The sequence below is a fragment of the Trichocoleus sp. Lan genome (assembly GCF_039961855.1).
In the GTDB taxonomy this organism is placed as follows: domain Bacteria; phylum Cyanobacteriota; class Cyanobacteriia; order Cyanobacteriales; family FACHB-T130; genus FACHB-T130.
In genome coordinates this window covers 1-17,651 of sequence record NZ_JAMPKA010000049.1, presented here as the reverse complement: position 1 = coordinate 17,651, position 17,651 = coordinate 1, and the positions used below count along the sequence as shown (strand labels likewise).

At 47.2% G+C, this 17,651-nt stretch carries 19 protein-coding genes and 2 pseudogenes; 8 read left to right on the top strand and 13 right to left on the bottom strand.

Annotation, left to right across the window (positions count from 1 at the left end):
• Positions 1-171: 171 nt before the first annotated feature.
• Together NDA03_RS26590 and NDA03_RS26585 are read left to right on the top strand one after the other, a co-directional pair.
• A complete protein-coding gene (locus tag NDA03_RS26590) occupies positions 172-2,052 on the top strand; it encodes an ABC transporter ATP-binding protein (protein ID WP_348239667.1) in 1,881 nt (626 codons plus the stop codon).
• Between the two features lie 212 nt (positions 2,053-2,264).
• The gene (locus tag NDA03_RS26585) at positions 2,265-2,921 is read left to right on the top strand and encodes an SDR family oxidoreductase (RefSeq protein ID WP_190412482.1); all 657 of its coding nucleotides are present in this window, start codon (positions 2,265-2,267) and stop codon (positions 2,919-2,921) included.
• Between the two features lie 18 nt (positions 2,922-2,939).
• Here NDA03_RS26585 and NDA03_RS26580 read toward each other — a convergent pair whose 3' ends face one another.
• The 5 genes from NDA03_RS26580 to NDA03_RS26560 form a co-directional block, all read right to left on the bottom strand.
• Positions 2,940-4,097 (bottom strand): hypothetical protein, encoded by a 1,158-nt coding sequence (locus NDA03_RS26580; RefSeq protein ID WP_190412481.1) that lies wholly within the window; start codon positions 4,095-4,097, stop codon positions 2,940-2,942.
• Between the two features lie 30 nt (positions 4,098-4,127).
• A complete protein-coding gene (locus tag NDA03_RS26575) occupies positions 4,128-4,355 on the bottom strand; it encodes a hypothetical protein (protein WP_190412480.1) in 228 nt (75 codons plus the stop codon).
• 49 nt (positions 4,356-4,404) lie between these two features.
• Positions 4,405-6,051, bottom strand: a complete 1,647-nt coding sequence (locus NDA03_RS26570) for an AAA family ATPase (protein ID WP_348239666.1) — start codon at positions 6,049-6,051, stop codon at positions 4,405-4,407.
• 138 nt (positions 6,052-6,189) lie between these two features.
• On the bottom strand, positions 6,190-6,456 hold the full coding sequence (locus NDA03_RS26565; protein ID WP_348239665.1) for a Precorrin-3B methylase: 267 nt from the start codon (positions 6,454-6,456) through the stop codon (positions 6,190-6,192).
• Positions 6,457-6,603: 147 nt separating this feature from the next.
• On the bottom strand, positions 6,604-6,879 hold the full coding sequence (locus NDA03_RS26560) for a UBP-type zinc finger domain-containing protein (protein ID WP_190412477.1): 276 nt from the start codon (positions 6,877-6,879) through the stop codon (positions 6,604-6,606).
• A gap of 343 nt (positions 6,880-7,222) precedes the next feature.
• On the opposite strand from NDA03_RS26560, the gene NDA03_RS26555 reads away from it, so the two are divergent.
• Both NDA03_RS26555 and NDA03_RS26550 read left to right on the top strand, forming a co-directional pair.
• Positions 7,223-7,777: a DUF6438 domain-containing protein gene (locus tag NDA03_RS26555; protein ID WP_190412476.1), complete on the top strand. Its 555-nt coding sequence runs from the start codon at positions 7,223-7,225 to the stop codon at positions 7,775-7,777.
• Positions 7,778-8,092: 315 nt separating this feature from the next.
• Positions 8,093-8,779, top strand: a complete 687-nt coding sequence (locus tag NDA03_RS26550; protein WP_348239663.1) for a Coq4 family protein — start codon at positions 8,093-8,095, stop codon at positions 8,777-8,779.
• Here the strand turns inward: NDA03_RS26550 and NDA03_RS26545 are convergent.
• The 3 genes from NDA03_RS26545 to NDA03_RS26535 form a co-directional block, all read right to left on the bottom strand.
• Positions 8,757-8,963 carry a hypothetical protein gene (locus NDA03_RS26545; protein ID WP_190528245.1) on the bottom strand — a complete coding sequence of 69 codons (207 nt, stop codon included), beginning with the start codon at positions 8,961-8,963 and terminating at the stop codon, positions 8,757-8,759. The genes NDA03_RS26550 and NDA03_RS26545 overlap by 23 nt on opposite strands.
• A 2-nt stretch (positions 8,964-8,965) precedes the next feature.
• Entirely contained in the window at positions 8,966-9,259 is a 294-nt protein-coding gene (locus tag NDA03_RS26540; RefSeq protein WP_348239662.1) for a hypothetical protein, read from the bottom strand.
• 173 nt (positions 9,260-9,432) lie between these two features.
• The gene (locus NDA03_RS26535; RefSeq protein ID WP_348239661.1) at positions 9,433-11,172 is read right to left on the bottom strand and encodes an ABC transporter ATP-binding protein/permease; all 1,740 of its coding nucleotides are present in this window, start codon (positions 11,170-11,172) and stop codon (positions 9,433-9,435) included.
• A gap of 107 nt (positions 11,173-11,279) precedes the next feature.
• Between NDA03_RS26535 and NDA03_RS26530 the strand changes: the two are divergent.
• Positions 11,280-11,387, top strand: a pseudogene (locus NDA03_RS26530) (aminoacyl-tRNA hydrolase); the annotation flags it as partial.
• A 215-nt stretch (positions 11,388-11,602) separates the two neighbouring features.
• On the opposite strand, the gene NDA03_RS26525 reads toward NDA03_RS26530, so the two are convergent.
• Entirely contained in the window at positions 11,603-12,220 is a 618-nt protein-coding gene (locus NDA03_RS26525; protein WP_348239660.1) for a L,D-transpeptidase, read from the bottom strand.
• 155 nt (positions 12,221-12,375) lie between these two features.
• Positions 12,376-13,089: a methyltransferase domain-containing protein gene (locus NDA03_RS26520; RefSeq protein ID WP_348239659.1), complete on the bottom strand. Its 714-nt coding sequence runs from the start codon at positions 13,087-13,089 to the stop codon at positions 12,376-12,378.
• A 269-nt stretch (positions 13,090-13,358) separates the two neighbouring features.
• Between NDA03_RS26520 and arfB the strand changes: the two genes are divergently transcribed.
• Positions 13,359-13,775 carry an alternative ribosome rescue aminoacyl-tRNA hydrolase ArfB gene (gene arfB, locus NDA03_RS26515; protein ID WP_348239658.1) on the top strand — a complete coding sequence of 139 codons (417 nt, stop codon included), beginning with the start codon at positions 13,359-13,361 and terminating at the stop codon, positions 13,773-13,775.
• 14 nt (positions 13,776-13,789) lie between these two features.
• Here arfB and NDA03_RS26510 read toward each other — a convergent pair whose 3' ends face one another.
• On the bottom strand, positions 13,790-14,383 hold the full coding sequence (locus NDA03_RS26510) for a TetR/AcrR family transcriptional regulator (RefSeq protein WP_348239657.1): 594 nt from the start codon (positions 14,381-14,383) through the stop codon (positions 13,790-13,792).
• A gap of 5 nt (positions 14,384-14,388) precedes the next feature.
• Entirely contained in the window at positions 14,389-15,138 is a 750-nt protein-coding gene (locus NDA03_RS26505; protein WP_348239656.1) for an alpha/beta hydrolase, read from the bottom strand.
• A 122-nt stretch (positions 15,139-15,260) separates the two neighbouring features.
• On the opposite strand from NDA03_RS26505, the pseudogene NDA03_RS26500 reads away from it, so the two are divergent.
• Positions 15,261-15,526, top strand: a pseudogene (locus NDA03_RS26500) (aminoacyl-tRNA hydrolase); the annotation flags it as partial.
• Between the two features lie 23 nt (positions 15,527-15,549).
• Positions 15,550-16,284 carry a methyltransferase domain-containing protein gene (locus tag NDA03_RS26495; RefSeq protein WP_348239655.1) on the top strand — a complete coding sequence of 245 codons (735 nt, stop codon included), beginning with the start codon at positions 15,550-15,552 and terminating at the stop codon, positions 16,282-16,284.
• Between the two features lie 102 nt (positions 16,285-16,386).
• Here NDA03_RS26495 and NDA03_RS26490 read toward each other — a convergent pair whose 3' ends face one another.
• A complete protein-coding gene (locus NDA03_RS26490; protein WP_348239675.1) occupies positions 16,387-17,538 on the bottom strand; it encodes a family 1 glycosylhydrolase in 1,152 nt (383 codons plus the stop codon).
• Positions 17,539-17,651 lie beyond the last annotated feature (113 nt).

Sequence of the window (17,651 nt, the reverse complement as noted above, 5' to 3'; positions counted from 1 at the left end):
GGCATGAACGCGCCTACGCTTACGTCCTACCTAACCTAGAATTTTTCAAGGGTTTCAGGAGTTTTGAATCGTCTTTCAAGGGGTTAAAAACCAAAGTTGATTTCTGACCCCCGGCTCTCTGAAATTGTCCAATTGGTGTCATTGTTCTGCTTAGAGTCACCCAGCACATCCATGACTTTTCCACTCAAAGCATCTTTAAAAAGCCGGGAAAATCCGCCAAAAATGGTGAAGCGGTCAATATACCAACATTGGTTGGTGCGGATCGTCCTCCGGTCTATTTCTTACTTTCGTAGGGACATCTGGCTGATCGTCACGCTCTTGCTTCTGATTGGGGCATCGGTGCTTTGCAACCTTCTCAACGCTTGGCCTATGGCGATTCTAGTCGATACGGTTCTCTCTCCAACCCCGAAACCCAACTGGATTCATCGGCTGTTTCTTGCCCCGCTTGGGGAAGGCAAGCTGAACCAAATTTTCGGAATGGCGTTCGTGGCAATGCTCATCAGAATCCTGAGCGATACCGTCATGATGCTCCGTAAAATGTTGAACTACCGCATCCAGTACAACGGAACCTTGCGGGTTCGCACCGAACTCTACGACAAAATGCAGGCGCTGAGTCTCGGCTGGCACGGTTCGCGATCGCAAGGCGACGCTATCTACCGATTGAGCTACGACAGCCTCGGTCCTTGGGGGGTAATCGATACGCTGATCGGCTCTACCGCTGCATCGGTGACGCTGACGGCGATGATCTGGATCATGCTGTCGCGCCATGTCCTTCTCACCGTGTTCGCACTTTCATTCACGCCGCTTCTGTTACTCGCGAACTGGTACTTCGAGGGAAGGATTCGGCGTCGGGCGTTTGAGTCGAAGCAGACCGATGCGATCATGACCTCAACCATGCAGCAAGCGATAGAGTTGATCGGACTCATCCAGTCTTTCCGTCGAGAAGCGACGGAGTCGCGGCGCTTCACGCGGGTGGTCGATCGCAGCGTCGCTGCCTCCATGCGGCTCCATTGGCAGGAAAACCTCTATCCGCTCGCGGTTCAGGTAGTCTTCGCTCTGGGAAGCGGGGTAATCTTCGGCTACGGCGGGTATCTGGTCTATCGCGACCAGTTTTTGCGCCAGGTGCCGAACGGCCTGACCCTCGGCGATCTGATCGTATTCTTGGCGTACCTTAATCAGTTCTGGGACCCAATCGGTTGGGTGTTGGGGTTCACGACCAAGATCCAGACATTCGTAGCCTCATGCGATCGCGTCTTTACGGTCATTGACGAGCCACCCACCATCAAGGACGAGCCTGATGCGCGATCGTTTCCCGTCCATCCCCGCACCCTAACCCTTTCCAACGTAAGCTTTGAGTACATCCCTGAGCGACCCGTGTTACGGGAAATCGATGCAACTATCGAACCGGGTCAGATGGTAGCGTTTTTGGGTCCAAGCGGCACAGGAAAAAGCACGCTGCTCAATCTCTTGCCACGCTTCTACGACCCGACAGGGGGCAGCGTCCAACTCGACGGTTTCGATATCCGCACCCTTAAGGTTGCCGATGTCCGCAAACACATGGCGCTGGTCACGCAAGGCAGTCCGCTTTTCCCCGGAACGATCGCGGAGAATATTACCTATGGCTGCGAGGAAGCGACCTTGCAAGAGATTCGGGAGGCGGCGGTGGAATCCGGGGCGGCTGAGTTCATCGAAGCCTTGCCGGAGCGGTACGATACGATGCTCAGCGAGGGCGGTCAGAACCTTTCCGGCGGACAGCGGCAGCGGTTAGCGATCGCGCGGGCGCTAGCGACGAAGGCTCCGATACTCATCCTCGACGAACCCACGAGTTCGCTAGATTTGAAGCACGAGCAATGGGTTATAGAAACCCTCCAGCGTCTGCGTCGCAAAAGAACAATTATCTTAGTGACGCACCGACTCGAAACTGTCGTAGACTGCGATCGCATTTTTGTGATGCAGGAGGGCGAGATCGTTGAAGAAGGCACTCATGACGAACTTCTATCCCAAAAAGGACTCTACTTCCGAATGCTGGGCTACAAGCCATCCTCGACCTGACGATGCTAGAAAATTGAAACACTTTAAGCTCATTCCCCGCCTGAAGGTCGGAGGATCAGCGCTAAAGCAGTCAATTCTACAGATTCCCACTTGAGATTTTGTTCGGGTAATTATCGCACCCGGCAACATTCTGGAACACGATGGTAAGCGACAGTTTCAGATAGGCTATGAGTGTCTAGAGATGTCCCTCTAATCAAGACATGGGAGTTCGCATGGCAACTTATCTGGTTACGGGTGCTAATCGGGGAATTGGTTACGAATATTGCCGCCAACTGCAAGCGCGGGGTAATGTCATTGCCATTTGTCGCACTGCTTCTGAGGAGTTGAAGCAGCTAGGGGTGCAGGTTGAGGAGGGGATTGATATTACCTCTGATGCATCGGTTGCTGATTTACGCGATCGCCTGGGGGACACGACGATTGATGTTCTAATTAATAATGCCGGAATCATCAAGCGCGTGACGCTGGAAAACTTGGATTTTGAGAGCATTCGAGAGCAGTTTGAAGTGAATGCGCTGGGGCCTTTACGAGTGACTCACGCCCTATTGCCACTGCTTAAAGCAGGTTCCAAGATTGCGCTGATGACAAGTCGGATGGGTTCAATTGCAGATAATACCTCTGGCAGTTCTTATGGCTATCGGATGTCGAAGGTGGCGTTATCGATGGCTGGCAAATCGCTATCTCTCGACCTCAAACCGCGTGCGATCGCAGTGGCAATTCTGCATCCAGGGTTAGTTCAAAGTCGTATGACGAACTTTACTGGCATTACACCGGAAGAGTCTGTAAAGGGTTTGTTGGCGCGGATTGATGAGTTGACGCTGGAGAATACAGGCACTTTTTGGCACGCCAATGGGGAGGTGCTTCCCTGGTAAGTTATCAATTACCAATTACTAATTACCAGCTTGCCAAATCGGAATTCCTGCTACCGTTGGAACAGCCAACATCTGACCATCTGGGCTAAATAATCCTGTACTAGCACCACTACTCACATCAAAACCACTAAGAGGCCATTCCTTGCGAATTTCGACATTAATAATACGTGAACCAGCTACCTGACCAGCAACCAAGTAGGTTTTAGCATCAGGACTGAGTGATAACTGGTCATCCGTTCTGTCTACCGAAGCCGAAACAGTACGCACAGTTCCACCCGTTTTCACGTCCCAAGTGCGGAGGTGAGCTTCATATATCGCGTCTTTTGACAGGCTGGTTAACGTTCGACCATCCGGGCTAAAGGCCATGCTCTGGGGAAGTAACTGATCTTTTTCTTTTAGGGTATGGAGGAGTTGACCTGTGTTAGGATTCCAAAGTTGAATCAAGCCTTGCCAGTGATAAGTTCCTCCCTTGAGGATAGATTGATTGGAACCGAGGCTGGCTAACACTTGGCTATCAGGGCTAAAACGCACCCCTCGTAAAGATTTGATATTACTCTTTAATACAAAGCGCTTTTCGCCGGTTGCTACATCCCATAGCTGAATCTGCGGATTTTCGGAACCAAAATATTTTCGGGCGCTACTGGCAATAGATTGTCCGTTTGGGCTAAATTCCAAGCTGGAAATAATGCTAGCCGGGAAATTTTCCCCAGAATCCTTAGAGCCGCGAAACTCTGCGCTATTGGTAAAAATTGGTTTTTTCCAGATCGGTTCTCCGGTTTTGCTATTCCACAGACCAACTGCTATTGATTTATCAATTTGCGAGTAGATGATGCTGGCAACAAACTGTCTATCAGGGCTGATGGCAACATCTCCAAAGGAAGTGGTATCGTCGGCTTTGATAGATGAGAGTAATTCCCCTTTCGTTACATCCCACAACTGAATGGCTTTACCCTGTTCACCATTACAGACGAGTAGAAGTCCATTAGAGCTAAACTTGGCATAGTTTGCGACAGTGGGCAACTTGTGAACTAGCTTGGAGTTTTCCCAAGATGGTTTAGCTTGAGCTACGGAAGCGGTTGGTGCTTGAGCGAAGAAGCCAGCAGAATGTGCCACAGATGTCCCCACAAGTGTAGCGATCGCAAGGACGGTCACTGTTAAGGCAGTTGTTTTCTTCATACTCAAGGCAAAAGTAGTAGTGATTCACTACTAACTAATGACTCTAGATGAATGGTTCTGTTTCCCTTGGCTTGGCAACACTTCGCTCAAGATAGAGACATGAATGAGGCTTCGTTTGCGATCGCCTTCTTTTAGAATGGCTTGTAAGTTGGGCGGTTTGCCTCGCTTCCTTTTGGGGATGAGGCTGCGATCGCGTGCGGTCAAATTCGTGCGCGTCTTGCCAGTGCAGTAAATCCGATTGGTGCCTATGATTTGCACATTGCAGCGATCGCTTCACTCATCGATGTGTTCTAGGGAGTTTTGCACTCTATTCTTCACACACTTTCCTTAGAAATTGACCAAGATCTGTTGTCTCTAATTCTGTAAGAGTCATTTCCTTTGCTATAAGCCAATTCTCGACTTTATCCCAACTAGGCTTCATATCTCCAAGTTTCTCGTAAGGCTGAAGTGCTCGATATTTATTACCTTTTACTTTTTTGATTGCTGCCTCAGACAAATAATTCTCAGTAGCTCGATATTTTAGAATGTGGCATTTAATCCCAGCTTGACAACACAATTGGCTAAAATCATTAATTCGTTGTTGTAATGGAGCATCAGCAGAAGAACGTTCACTGTCAATTAAAGCGTAAACTTCTTCACAAATACGTCTAACTTCGCATAAGCCTTCAAGAGCATTGTTGTGAATACCTTCGCGTCCTCTTAAAGGCAAGAGGACAACGTCCTGGTCTTTTTTATATAAACGAAGAAACTGTTGAATTACTTTTAAGTCAGTAGACCCCTCTACAAGTAAGATTTTTCTGAATCCGAGTTCTATATAGCCAGAGAAGCTTAATTCACCAAGCAATTCTGCTGGTCGAGGTTCTCGACCATATTCGGCAACTCTACTCCCTCCATCAGATTCCTTTTGAACAGAATAGATTCGGTCGGCACTTGTTCGTGCTAATCCAAGACTGTGAGTGGCAAACAAAATTCCTTGAGTTGCATATTTAGTAATAGTTATAAGGAAGCGAGATTGTAGCAAGGGATGAAGATTAAGTTCAGGCTCGTCAATAAGTATGTAGGACGGTTTTTGTAAAGCTATATTCGCAAGCACCAAAAAAAATTGAGCTAGACCAGAACCTAGTTCATGAAGAGTATATACCTCTCCGTCTATAGAAAAATTGAATGTTTGATCATTGACGGACGAATCAATCTTTAGATTTTCAAAACCAAAGATTCCTTTAAGATCATTAGTAATATTGTTCGTAGATTTGATGATTGACTTATCAAAACCTGTTGAAGATTCTCTCCATTTTTTAATAAAAGGGGGGCCTATAGTGATATCAAAGTAGCTAATATGCAAGTACTGAATCGTTTGAACTTCATTTATGTTACTAGTTGGGAAAAGATTAATTGCATTTCTGAATGGACCAATGTATTGTGTTTCCGCCAAATCTTTGAACACATTAAGAACAGCAGCCAGGTATGCTACAGGAGAAAAATTGTGATCTGGATCAATAAGCTGTACTCCATCAAACTTATAGGTTTTAGGTGGAAGAGACTGATTTCCTTGATAGATCAAAGCAGTAAAAATTGTCTGGTTTCTTGGAACAGAGATGACTATTTTAGACGGAGATAATTGAATCTCTTCTTTGTCGTCAGCCTCGTCGGGCACAAATTGAAGTTGTATTTCGAGAGGACGAGGATTTGTCGCATTACAAAAGACATCTTGAGGGGTTAAGACTTCTTTGGGAAAATTAAATCCATATGAGCGACCTGCTGCCAATTCTACCCAGGGGTTGCCGGTAGAAGCTACTTGAAAGAGCTGACGAAATTCATAGAAAAACTTTAGTAAGGAAGATTTCCCTGAATTATTAACTCCTATAAAGGCAGTGCAACCTTTCTGTAGAGTAATTTGAGCTGGCTTAAAATCTGGAAAGCAACGATAGTTTTTAATCGTTATCTCAACTTTCATGCGAAATCTACGAACTCCTAGAAACGTATAAGATAATTACATCTGAAACACTTACTCAAAGAGCGCTCGCCGCCTCACTTCAGGTAAGCCTCTGCTTTTACAGCGCGATCGCATTTCCCTGACAACCCAAGGAAAACACTATTTCGACTTTCGTTTCGACTTGGGTGGTGTTCGGTGTGCGCTAAAGTATTTTTCACTGCGGTAGCGAAGCCACACCCGCAACTGCTGCGGAATCTTGTCTTTTTGTTCTTTCGTTAGCGTGTTGTAAAGGGCTAAAGCGCGATCGCGTTCTCCCCGACAAGCAGCGTTATTATGAGCATCCCAGTAGCTACGGGCAACCCGAATCCGCCGACAAACTTCCTTAATGAGTGCTTCTCCCGTGAGAGGATTTTCCTGCTTTGCCATACTTCAATCAGAACGCCCTACCCTAAATCCTAACCCGTAGCATCAAGGTGATTGCTCCTTCTTCGATCTAGTGTTTGGAAGGATTATGCGATCGCCTTCCTTTAAAATTACTTGTCAGTTGGGGAGATACCCCAATTGAGCGTATCTTCAATAATTCTTCTGCTGCTCATCCACAAAACACCACAGCCATTGCTCTCCTAACTCCGCTGAGCTGATTACAGTATGTCCGGTTTCCTCATAGTGACGACGAGCATGCTGATGTTCTGACGAGTCGCAGCACAGCATCTTACCGCACGTCTGACAAATGCGAAGATGCACCCAACGACCATTGATCCGCATGCACTCTTCACAGCGAAACACCGGATAGTTGGCTTTATGGATTAGGTTTTGCAGAGTCACTTCATTGAGGTGTTTGCAGGACATAGGGTTTCCTAATCAATGTATGAGTTGGAGTCGCTCATGGGATGCTTCCAATTCTAGAGCCTAAAAGAGCGATCGCTTGCTTTCTGTACCCCTTGAAAATATCGCTGTGCGTTCAGTTGTCAAAGCTGAGTTGTTCTAGGGTGCGCTGCGGTGTAACAACCCAACTCGTCTACGGAGAACACCAATGATTTCCCGATTGCATCAACAGCCGATAATTTAGCCTAAAAATAGAAAATTCCTACATCGTCTTCTAGTTTCTGAATTAGAAACCGGGAACTGAGAGCTGAAACAGCCGAATAGACTCGAAGTTAAGTGAATCTTTCTGATTTAGAGCCTAACGATAATGCGATCGCCACTTCTTCTAAGTCTAATAATCGGTGTAGCCAGTAGTGTTCTAAGCGTCTCTATTCCTAACTCCCCGTTCCTGGCGGCTGAAACCACTACTCCGAATCAAAGGCTACTCAATCAACCTCGACAAGTCTCACCACAAGTTGCGCTGACACTCGAACGGACAGCCTGTTTTGGCTTTTGCCCCATTTATAAGCTCACTGTTTATGGCAATGGCAAGGTGGTTTACGAGGGCAAACGGTTTGTGAAAGTGACTGGCACCCGAACAACAACTATCAGTAAAACAGCAGCGAGAAAGCTCATTGCAGACTTTCAAAAGCTCAATTACTTCAAGCTTCAAGACAGCTATACAGGTGGACACACCGATGCACCTTCTGCCATCACCTCATTGACAATCGGCAAGAAACAAAAAACAGTACACCATTACCTTCCTTCACCTGATGCACCGACTCAACTAACAGAATTGGAAAATAAAATCGATACCGTAGTGAATTCTAAGCAGTGGATTGGAACAGATGCTGAACGCGCCCCACGGGGAACTACGAAGTAATTGGATTGGCATCCCGCGCAACTTGCCGGAGGCATCTCGCTCTTACTCAATGGCTACAAAACTTTGCCCCTAGATAGTCGCAATCAGGCAATTCAAGAATCCCTAAAATAGTCCTAAACAGATGGTGGCTGCGCTAGTATGATGCACAAGGAAGTTGCGTGTTAACTGAGGTAGAAGCCGAACGCAACAGAGCGATCGCAGCTAGAGTATAGGGCAGCACAACTGGCAGAGCGGCTAAGAGCTGCGGGTCTAGATCCAGATATCTGAAGTTATCCCGCTAAGGGTTCGTTCATTTTGATTATCTAAGGTTTCCCAATGTCAAAATCTCCCTCCATTATCAATGCTGATATGAGTCGCTCGGTTACTCCAGAACTTCTGAAAGGTTTGGAAGGTTTCCTTGCCTTTATCGATAACGGAACAGATATCGAGGCAGTTTTTGATATTGCTGCTGCCTTAGCCAACCATAAAGTTTCTGCTGCCGCGATTACCTATCTCAAGTCCCATCCTGAAATCGCTCAACTTTTTGAAGAACAATATATTGCACCGACTCCCAATTTAGAAGCGTTACTCAAGCTGCCTGAAGATTCGTTAGGCTTTGCCTATGCCTCTCATATGCGAGCAGCCAACCTCGATCCAGAGTTTTATCGCCAAGTCGAGCTTCAAGATGACACAAGCTATTTAGCACTGCGTATGCGACAAACTCATGATATTTGGCATACCGTTACAGGATTTGGCACCGATCCTGTTGGAGAGATTGGGCTGCAAGCATTTACGCTCGCGCAAAATCGCTCTCCGCTCGCAGTGATGTTGATTGCCGCAATCACCTTGAATACGATCAAGATGAACAGCGATTTAAACCCGCTTGTAAGTCTCATTCAGCAGAGCTACGATTTGGGGGATCGGGCAAAACCCTTTCTAGGGCAGAAGTGGGAAGAGGCTTGGGAAAAACCACTAGTAGACTGGAGAGCGGAGCTAAATGTCACTCCTTTTCGCCATGTTTGAGCAGAGCTAGCGGTTGTTTAATCTGCCACGTTTGAGCCTGGGATTCCAGCAAAGACTGATGGTAATTTGTCCACGTAGAGTGATGCCCGACACTCAAAAAAGTCGTCCCTTTCGCGTGTAAATTCAGAGTACACGCGAATCGGTGGCTGCGGCTATCAAGCGATCGCGCTAGGTGAATCGCCACTGCTAATCCTTATCTTCTCCATCCTTCTCCTCTTGTCCATCCTTCTCCTCATCGTCATTTTGATCGGATGAGCCAGTGGTCTCTTGCCCCTCGTTATCGTCATCATCAGCCTGATTACCCTGGTTGGATTCTTTTTCCGATTCTTGTACAGGTTCGGAATTTTTAGCGGCTTCACCACAACCAATCAGAACGATATTCCCTGCGAACATCACAAGCAGACTCAAGCAAAAAGCACTAAAAGATTTATTCCACAGCGGTATCATTTGGGATTTGGATTCTCCATCAATACAATTCATATCTTTTTAAACTTTAGCGAACTGCACGGGATTTAAACCTTAGATTTGATATGTCTATGGTCATGGATTGGCTTATCTCCGGACTTGAGCTTGCCAGCTTCCATTGCATTGGCTATTTCAATCAGCAGGTATTTTTGCACAAATGGGATGCTTCCGCCGAGCGCCCTAAAATATCAGGTAGTCGATGGAAGTTCCAACAACTCCGGTTGTTCTTCGACAAGAGCTAGGGGTTGTTTAAGCTGCCAAGTCCTATCCTGGGAGAGTTCCAGCAATGACTGATGATAATTTGCCAACGTAGCACGATGTCCCACACTTAAGAAAGTAGTCCCTTTTGCCTGCAAATGTTGATACAACCGTTCCTCGTTATCCAAATCTAGGGCGCTAGTTGCTTCATCTAGGATGGCGTAGTTGGGTTTGTTCAGCAGCAACCGGGCGAAAGTTAGCCGTTGTTGTTCGCCCAAAGAGAGGACATCTGCCCAATCCTCCTGGGCATCAAAGCCGCCAAATCTTTCGTCTAAACCTGCTAAATTCACCTGTTCCAGCACTTGCTTTAAGTGTTCGTCGTCAACCTCAAGATGCGTGTTGGGATACAGCAATTGATCGCGCAGAGTACCAAGCACCATGTAGGGACGTTGCGGCAAAAATAGGATCTCGTCGGATTCAGGACGAACAATTTTCCCTGTACCAGAATCCCACAAACCTGCGATCGCTCTCAGCAGCGAACTCTTACCGCAACCACTTGGCCCCATCACCAAAAGTCCCTGTGCAGCAGGTAACTCTATGGACAAATCTTCTACTAATGTGCGCTGATAATTGGGAGTTTGCAGACTGAGGTGTTCGACTGCCAGCCGATCTGCTGATACCGTCTGAATCCTGGGTTGCTCATCGGATGCCCGATCTGCCTCTGCCTGTTCTAAAAACTGGGCAAAGGTATAAAGACGATTAATCCCAGCGCCAAAAGTGGTCAATTGCTGGAAGCGGGCAACGACAACATTGAGCGAGAAAAAGACGCGGACAAAAGCCCCCTGTGCCTCAGAAACTTTACCCACCTCCATTTCCCCGGCAAAAATCGCGGGTGCGACAACTAGGGCAGGCAGGACGAAGGGGATGAACTCATAAGCGTTGGTGAGAACATTTAAGTTTAATTCCCAAACCAGCAGGCGTTTGACGTTCTCAAACACATCGAGGAACCGATGCTTAACTTGGTTTGACTCCTGTTCTTCCCCTCGATAGAATGCGATCGCTTCCGCATTCTCCCGAATCCGCACCAAACCAAAGCGAAGATTCGCTTCTCTCTTCAATTGTTCAAAGTTGAGTCGGACAAGCGGCTTACCAAATACAAAAGTTGTTACTACTGTCCCAATTAGGGCATATAGCACCAGAAACAACACCAGGGGTTTAGAAATGCCCCAAAGTACGCTGCTGAAGGCGATCGTTGACAGCACAGACTGCACCAACACCAGTACAAAGGTAAGAGATTCCTGGGTAAAACTCCTAACATCCTCTGCAATCCGCTGATCCGGGTTATCAATTTCGGTTCCTGAGATATGCAGGTTGTAATAGGCACGGTTGCGAAAATAGTTATCCACAAACCGATGAGTCAGCCATTTGCGCCATTGCAAACTCAGGCGATCGCGTAAATAGGTATAGCCTGCGAGCAATGGTGCATAGATTACCAGCACGCCAATGAAAATGATGACTGTTTCCCAGAAGCGTGGCTCATCACGGGCTGAGAGGGCCGAAATCAGCACTCCTCGCTTGTTGTTGAGAACTACACTCAATCCCGTATACGCCAGCAGTAACAGCACGACTCCCAGCAATAACCCTCTGGCTTGCCATTTTTCATCCCCTGACCAATAGGACTTAGCGATCGTCCAGAACTGCTGGACTACATTGAAATTCAATCGATCCATCGGCTTATTTTCCTTACTTTGGCTGTCAGGAGATAATGAATAAAGGCGAATCAGAGCGAAATCTGCTCAACGATTGGTGCAACTCATCTCTGGACAATTGTTAAATTATGCTACAAATTTTTAACATGGTGAGTATCCCAGAGTAAGAGATTGAGATGATTGCAATGCCCTCTCAAGGGGCAGGCGGGCAAAACGTCAATAAGGTACCAACTTCTGAGCGCAGTTGCAGCCAATCAATACAAACTTCTGTCAAATCTTCAGGTATAAAAGTGCGGAGTGCGATGCCAATTGCAGAAGCTAACTATATAAAGACGCGAATCATAAGTGATGAATGGGCAACTTTAGCAGAAAACTAGCTTATTTATAGTCAGCTTGATTTGTGAACAAAGAGCATTACCGCGATCGCAGAAAACACAACCACGTCAATACATTAATCAACAATCGTTACTTTGGTACCTAACTTCACCCAACCCTTCTCAATTAACTGCTGCAAAGTGTTTGAGTCCAGATGGATGCAGCCACCTGAGTTAGCTTGACCAATATTGTCAGGATCGGGTGTACCATGAAGTGCGATTGAAAACCAGTAAGGCGTTCCCTGAAATGTACTCATTTTGGGACCCGTGATGCTTGTCGTTGAAGTGAGTCCGATATAGCCATTTCCATAGGCACTGTCTGGGCTACCGTTCCCATCAAAGTCAAGAGAACTCATGTTCTTGAATAGCTGAGCTAATCCTTGCTGAGGGTTAACTAAGTTGCGATACTGAGTAACTTTAATAAAACGCTTAACGTTATCTTGGGCAATCTGGTTGTACTCAGATTTTTTGTAGAGAATCAAGTCTACCCTCATCTCGCCTGTGGGAGTAACAAAGTCATTCATATTTTGTTTGTCTTTGAGTCCGCCCTTACCAATACCGATAGTTGCTTTGTAAATTGGAACGCTTTGGTTATTGAGTACCTCTAAGCGCTTGTCTACTCGATGAATGAGCAGCGAGTAACGTTCTTCTTGAATGCTATTGAGTTTATCAGCATTATTTACGGATGGTGGCAAGGATTGTGGCTTGGCTTCAATTACGTTTTTTGGAGTTGAAACGACAGCATCCGATGATGTACAAGCGCATAGGGCTATTGGTAGTGCAACTAAGAGCCAGTTTGAGATGAGACGAGATGTTGTAAACACAACTAACCTAACTGGGGCTTGCTCAACTATTTCTCATCATATAAGGGAGATCCTCTAAATTCTTCTACGCAGGACACGAGAATAAGCGATAGCGGATGCTGCGTTTTTGGCTCAAGTGGTTCAATACATTGGCGTATCTGCAACTTTGCTTGGTTAAAAGCTGTCAGCCACGAACTGAGAGTCCGAAAATACCAAGGCATTGGCTCCCACTCCTCCTCGCCAAAGCTCGTGAAGCGCTCGGTTCGCCAGCCCTCCTTGTAGGCGGTGTCGCCACAGGCACTCCACGGGTGAACCGTCTGCACAACGAGGTGTCCATTAGGCGCTAGAACTGTACCCAGTGCAGCCAGCAGCGGTACAATGGTTTCCCCTAACAGTGAGAAGTTACAAACGACGAGATCGTATAGTCCATCGAGTTGATTTGGATCGTTGACGAGCCGATCGTAGGTGAGGGTGCGAAACTTACCCCCACCTGCTGCCTGAGCTTGTTGAACTAAAGCAGAACTCCCATCTACCCCAAAAGCTTGGATACCGCGTTCGTTTAATGCGCGTACCAGCCAACCTTCACCGCATCCAACATCTAGCACGCGGCGAGGTTGCAGCGCCACCAAAACGTCCACAATGGCGGCATCAGTCACAACGCGGCGACTGGATATTAGTTGCTCGCGAACTGCTTTTGTCCAAGCACGAGCATTCGCATTCCAACTTAAATGCAAGCGGTATTCCAAATCAGATTGGGACATAAAAGCCTCCAGTTGTGCAAATTATACGTGCGCGATCGCCAATAGCATGAACAGTATCAAAGCACTCAAGTGGTTTCGAGGAACCAGTTGCAGCACAAAGTTAACGTTTCTAGGCGTAGCGAACTAAAAACTTCGTGTTTGATATATTGCAGCTAGAGAGGGAGCTAGAGGCGTGGCTACTACTTTATGCTGGAATCAGCACCAATAGAGCGAAACGGGGCAACAGTTTCCGTGCAATGCTGCACTGTCTATAATCAAGCGAATCAATCATGCTGCAAATTTCTAACACCGTAAGTATTCCAGAGCATGAGATTGAGATGAGTGCGGTGCGATCGCAAGGGGCAGGGGGACAAAATGTAAATAAGGTGGCGACTGCCATTCACCTGCGCTTTGATATTGTGGCTTCCTCACTACCTGAACGCTACAAAGAGCGGCTGTTGAAGCTTTCCGACCAACGCATCACTAAAGAAGGTGTCATTGTCATCAAAGCACAGGAACACCGTAGCCAAGAGCAAAATCGAGAAGAAGCATTGCAACGATTGCAAGACTTGATCAAGAGTGCGATCGCAGTCGTCAAACCACGCAAAAGGAGCAAACCAACTCGGAGTTCTCAAAGAAAGCGTCTGGATAGCAAAACTAAGCGAAATCAGATTAAAACGATGCGTGGAAAGGTTACGGATGAATGAGATGGTGCGAACACTCAGTCTTCCTCCCCACAAAACTCCGCAATCACCTGTGCCTTGACCGCATCTAACGGATAGGTGTTTGGATAAGTTGAAAACATCAGCATAATGCCCTGAAGCGTCGAGGAAAAATAGAGCGATCGCTGTCTTGGGTTAGCAACTCCCAACTCGCTGAACATCTGCGTCTGGATTTCAAACTGCTTTGCCTGCTCATGCATCAACTTCTGGCTGTATTTCGCCACAATCGGGTCGAGCCGGGGTTGGGTAAACAGATTGAGATAAAATCGGAAAACCTCCGGTTGCCGTCGCACATCGTCTAACGCACCCTCGGCAATATGGCGAATTTGCTCAGCAGGCGTTGACTTTGCAACGGCGGCATTCATGACAACCAGCAGATCGTTGAGCCGCACATCGACCATTGCTGCCAAAACGTCTTCTTTACCCTTGAAGTAGTGGTAAAGCAGTCCCTTTGAAATCTGCGCTTGTTTGGCGATATCTTCAATCGACGTGGCGTGATAGCCTTTCGTGAAGAACAAATCCATCGCCGTTTTCAAGATTTGCTCCCGCGTTGCCTGACGGATACGCTCGTTTTCTGCTGGGGTACGGGGCATGGCTTCTACTGACTGAGAAATTGAACGATCCGACTCGAAACCTCATCAGCATGAGTGAATGTAGGCATATGATCGGCTCCTTCAAGGTAGGCAAAGTGAATGTCGGGTACCTGTTGAAATAATTCGGCAACCTTGAAAAGGTCAGGCATATCCTTTTTGCCGATGATAAACAGCGTTTTGGTTTGAAGCTCACTTAAGCGATCAATGGTGGGTGGCTGTGCCCAGAGCATCTCATAGGTTTTCCATTCAAAAGACCGTTTCATGTTGTGCGTTGTCATCTCAATTATGCGATCGCGCTGTGGACTGGACATCACGACACTGTACACAGGATGGTTCAACAACACCTCAACCATTTTTTCCAAATCTGGAGCTACTGCATTGATTTGCGCGTACCATTGTTGAACATCGGGTGAGAACTGGAAGCCCGATAATCCCGGAGCCACCAGCACCAGCCTGGTTACTCGATCGGGATAAGCCAGGGCAAAATCGGTCGCAATTTGACCGCCGATCGAATGTCCAACTAGAATCACGCGATCGAGATTGAGATGGTCAAGCAACTGCCGCAAATCCTCAACATAGTGGGCAGGTTTGAGTAGTGGGGGTGACTGTCCGGCACCGCGTCCGTCAAAAGTGATGACCTGATAAGTCTGGGCTAGTTGCGGGGCAATCAACTCCCAATCTCGCAAATCTGCCATTGCGTTATGAATCAGCACAACCGCCTCACCCTTACCTTGAACTTCGTAATGCAAATCCATGTCTGTCTCCTTTCAGGTTTGTAGGACAGTCACAATGAACGTTTCAGCCTGATTTTCCAGCAACAGCCTGGGCTGATAGGATCGATTGTTTCATCTCTAGAATAATTTATGACTGAACAATCAGTCAATACAAAAAGCGGCTATTGAAGCTTTCCGACCAGCGCATTACCAAAGAAGGGGTGATTGTCATCAAGCCTCAAGAACACCGTAGCTAGGAGCAGAATCGGGAAGAGGCGTTGCAACGATTGCAAGACTTGATTAAAAGTGCGATCTGCGCTTCGCTATCGCGTTACCCAAACCCCGTAAACCCAGCAAACCGACTCGTAGTTTTCAAAGAAAGCGTCTGGATAGCAAAACTAAGCGAAGTCAGATTAAGAAGTCAGATTGAATCGATGCGAGGAAAAGTTACGGATGAGTGAGTGGTACAGAAAAGACCTTGCTTATATTCACGATGTCGGATTTAGGAGTTACGTTCTGCGAGCAATGCCAGGAATTCTGGCAATTCTCAAACAGCATGGCATTCAGGATGGACTGATTGTAGATTTGGGGTGTGGTAGTGGTCTGTCAGCTGAGGAGTTGGTTAGGACAGGCTACCAAGTCTTGGGAGTTGATATCTCAGCTGACATGATTGAGATTGCCCGTTGTCGAGTTCCTATGGCTGAATTTCAGCTAGGCTCATTGTTCAAGGTCGAAATTCCTGACTGTAATGCGGTGATTTCGATTAGTGAATGTTTTAATTACCTGTTTGACCCCGACCACCAAACACTTACCCAGGTGTTCCAACGCATCTATGATGCTCTCGCGCCGGGAGGCGTTTTTATCTTTGATATTGCAGAACCCGGACAGCTGACTTCTGCAACTCCAGTCAAAAGCTTTACTGAAGGCGAAGATTGGATTGTTTTGGTAGAAAAACAGGAAGATTCACAGCACATCTTGACTCGGCGAATCATTACCTTTCGGCAAGTAGGAAACGATTATCGTCGAGATGACGAGGTTCATCGCCAGCAACTATATGCAGCAGCAGAAATTGCCACGATGTTGCAACAGGTGGGCTACCAAGTCGAAATTCAGCGTTGTTATGGTCAGTTTGCTTTACCCAATGCCCATGCTGCATTGATTGCCAGAAAGCCTATGAGCAACCTTTGATTCTTGGCGATTGTTCCGACAGCCATCAAGACTTTAAGCGATCGCAGATTAAGTCGATGCGAGGGAAGGTTACGGATGAATGAGAGGGCGGGAACGGAATCTCTAACTCCAATTGCGATCGGCTTCTGGCTGCAATCGTTTAGCCGCGTCAATCACATCTTGCAATTCTACTGGATCGCTCAACGGATCAGTATCAAGTGTCATGACCCGATTGAGTTCCTTCTGCCAACGTCGCAGTTCTGCAACGTATGCTTCGCAAGGCACCCGCTTCAGATTATCCCCTTCCTCCACCAAATCGTAAATCCCATTGTGCAGCCACTTTCCAGTATGCCAATCCGGCATATCAACAGCGGGAAATAAACAAATTCCATGCAGATCCATCCCAGAATTAACCGCTGCTAGAGACTCTTCCACTACGTCTTTTAGCCACTCATCTCTGTCTGTTTCCATCCCACTGGTTTCGCCAACGATCATCGGTCTGCGATAGCGTTCCCACACCCAGCGCATTAGCTCGCAAAGCGGTTTGATGCGATCGTCGTCGGGTTCTAGCGCCTGATGGGGGCCGTGTTCTCGGTATTCCATCTGACCGAAAGAGTAGTGATTTGCGCCAACGATATCGAGAATTTCCGGGGAACCGCCGAGTTCAGGATGCTCTTTCCCGTAGAGAATATCCCACGCCAAAAACGTATCCACATAGGTTTCGTGATGTGCTGCCTCGATCTGATCCGGGCGATCGCGCGGTGCGACCACCTGAACCAAGGGATCGATGTGAACCATCCTAGAGGCAGGTTCTACCTCCCGAATCGCTTTCACCCCTGCGATCGCTGCCTTACACAACGCCAATCGCAAGCGAAAACGGTCTTCTTTTGTGGTTTTATAAGGAGCAACCCAACCCCACTCACCACCGCAGAACGAGAAAAACGTAATTTCATTAATCGGCGTGAAAAAATAGGGGCCACGCAAGCGGGGAATTACATACTCTGCTGCGGCGCGACAGTAACGGGCAAAGCGATCGCTAAACTCATCAGAAAATGGATCGAGATCGTCTGGATATCCGTAGTGGCACAGATCCCAGATGGGAAGAATCTGCGTCTCCTGCATCGCTTCAATCATGGGGTCAAGGCTAGAGAAGTCGTAGCAGCCACCGCGATCGACTAACGGCCAAGGAATCGCTTCGCGTGCCACATCAATCCCCAGCGATCGCAAGATGTTGTAATCTTCCTGCGCGTGGCAATCGTGCTGTGTCTCTTTAATTAACGTCAGTACGGGATAAGGAAAAAGCTAAATCTCTTGCCCAGCAAGGCTTGCAGCCAATTTATCTCATGAGTCAAAAGGAAAAGGAGGGGGATAATGCTGAAAATCTCAAA

Bases quoted from the DNA above. Each gene is read 5' to 3' on its own strand.
- NDA03_RS26570 (WP_348239666.1), bottom strand. From the start codon at position 6,051: ATGAAAGTTGAGATAACGATTAAAAACTATCGTTGCTTTCCAGATTTT.
- NDA03_RS26585 (WP_190412482.1), top strand. From the start codon at position 2,265: ATGGCAACTTATCTGGTTACGGGTGCTAATCGGGGAATTGGTTACGAA.
- NDA03_RS26535 (WP_348239661.1), bottom strand. From the start codon at position 11,172: ATGGATCGATTGAATTTCAATGTAGTCCAGCAGTTCTGGACGATCGCT.
- NDA03_RS26540 (WP_348239662.1), bottom strand. From the start codon at position 9,259: ATGAATTGTATTGATGGAGAATCCAAATCCCAAATGATACCGCTGTGG.
- NDA03_RS26555 (WP_190412476.1), top strand. From the start codon at position 7,223: ATGCGATCGCCACTTCTTCTAAGTCTAATAATCGGTGTAGCCAGTAGT.
- NDA03_RS26495 (WP_348239655.1), top strand. From the start codon at position 15,550: ATGAGTGAGTGGTACAGAAAAGACCTTGCTTATATTCACGATGTCGGA.
- NDA03_RS26520 (WP_348239659.1), bottom strand. From the start codon at position 13,089: ATGTCCCAATCTGATTTGGAATACCGCTTGCATTTAAGTTGGAATGCG.
- NDA03_RS26565 (WP_348239665.1), bottom strand. From the start codon at position 6,456: ATGGCAAAGCAGGAAAATCCTCTCACGGGAGAAGCACTCATTAAGGAA.
- NDA03_RS26580 (WP_190412481.1), bottom strand. From the start codon at position 4,097: ATGAAGAAAACAACTGCCTTAACAGTGACCGTCCTTGCGATCGCTACA.
- NDA03_RS26560 (WP_190412477.1), bottom strand. From the start codon at position 6,879: ATGTCCTGCAAACACCTCAATGAAGTGACTCTGCAAAACCTAATCCAT.
- arfB (WP_348239658.1), top strand. From the start codon at position 13,359: ATGCTGCAAATTTCTAACACCGTAAGTATTCCAGAGCATGAGATTGAG.
- NDA03_RS26590 (WP_348239667.1), top strand. From the start codon at position 172: ATGACTTTTCCACTCAAAGCATCTTTAAAAAGCCGGGAAAATCCGCCA.
- NDA03_RS26510 (WP_348239657.1), bottom strand. From the start codon at position 14,383: ATGCCCCGTACCCCAGCAGAAAACGAGCGTATCCGTCAGGCAACGCGG.
- NDA03_RS26505 (WP_348239656.1), bottom strand. From the start codon at position 15,138: ATGGATTTGCATTACGAAGTTCAAGGTAAGGGTGAGGCGGTTGTGCTG.
- NDA03_RS26550 (WP_348239663.1), top strand. From the start codon at position 8,093: ATGTCAAAATCTCCCTCCATTATCAATGCTGATATGAGTCGCTCGGTT.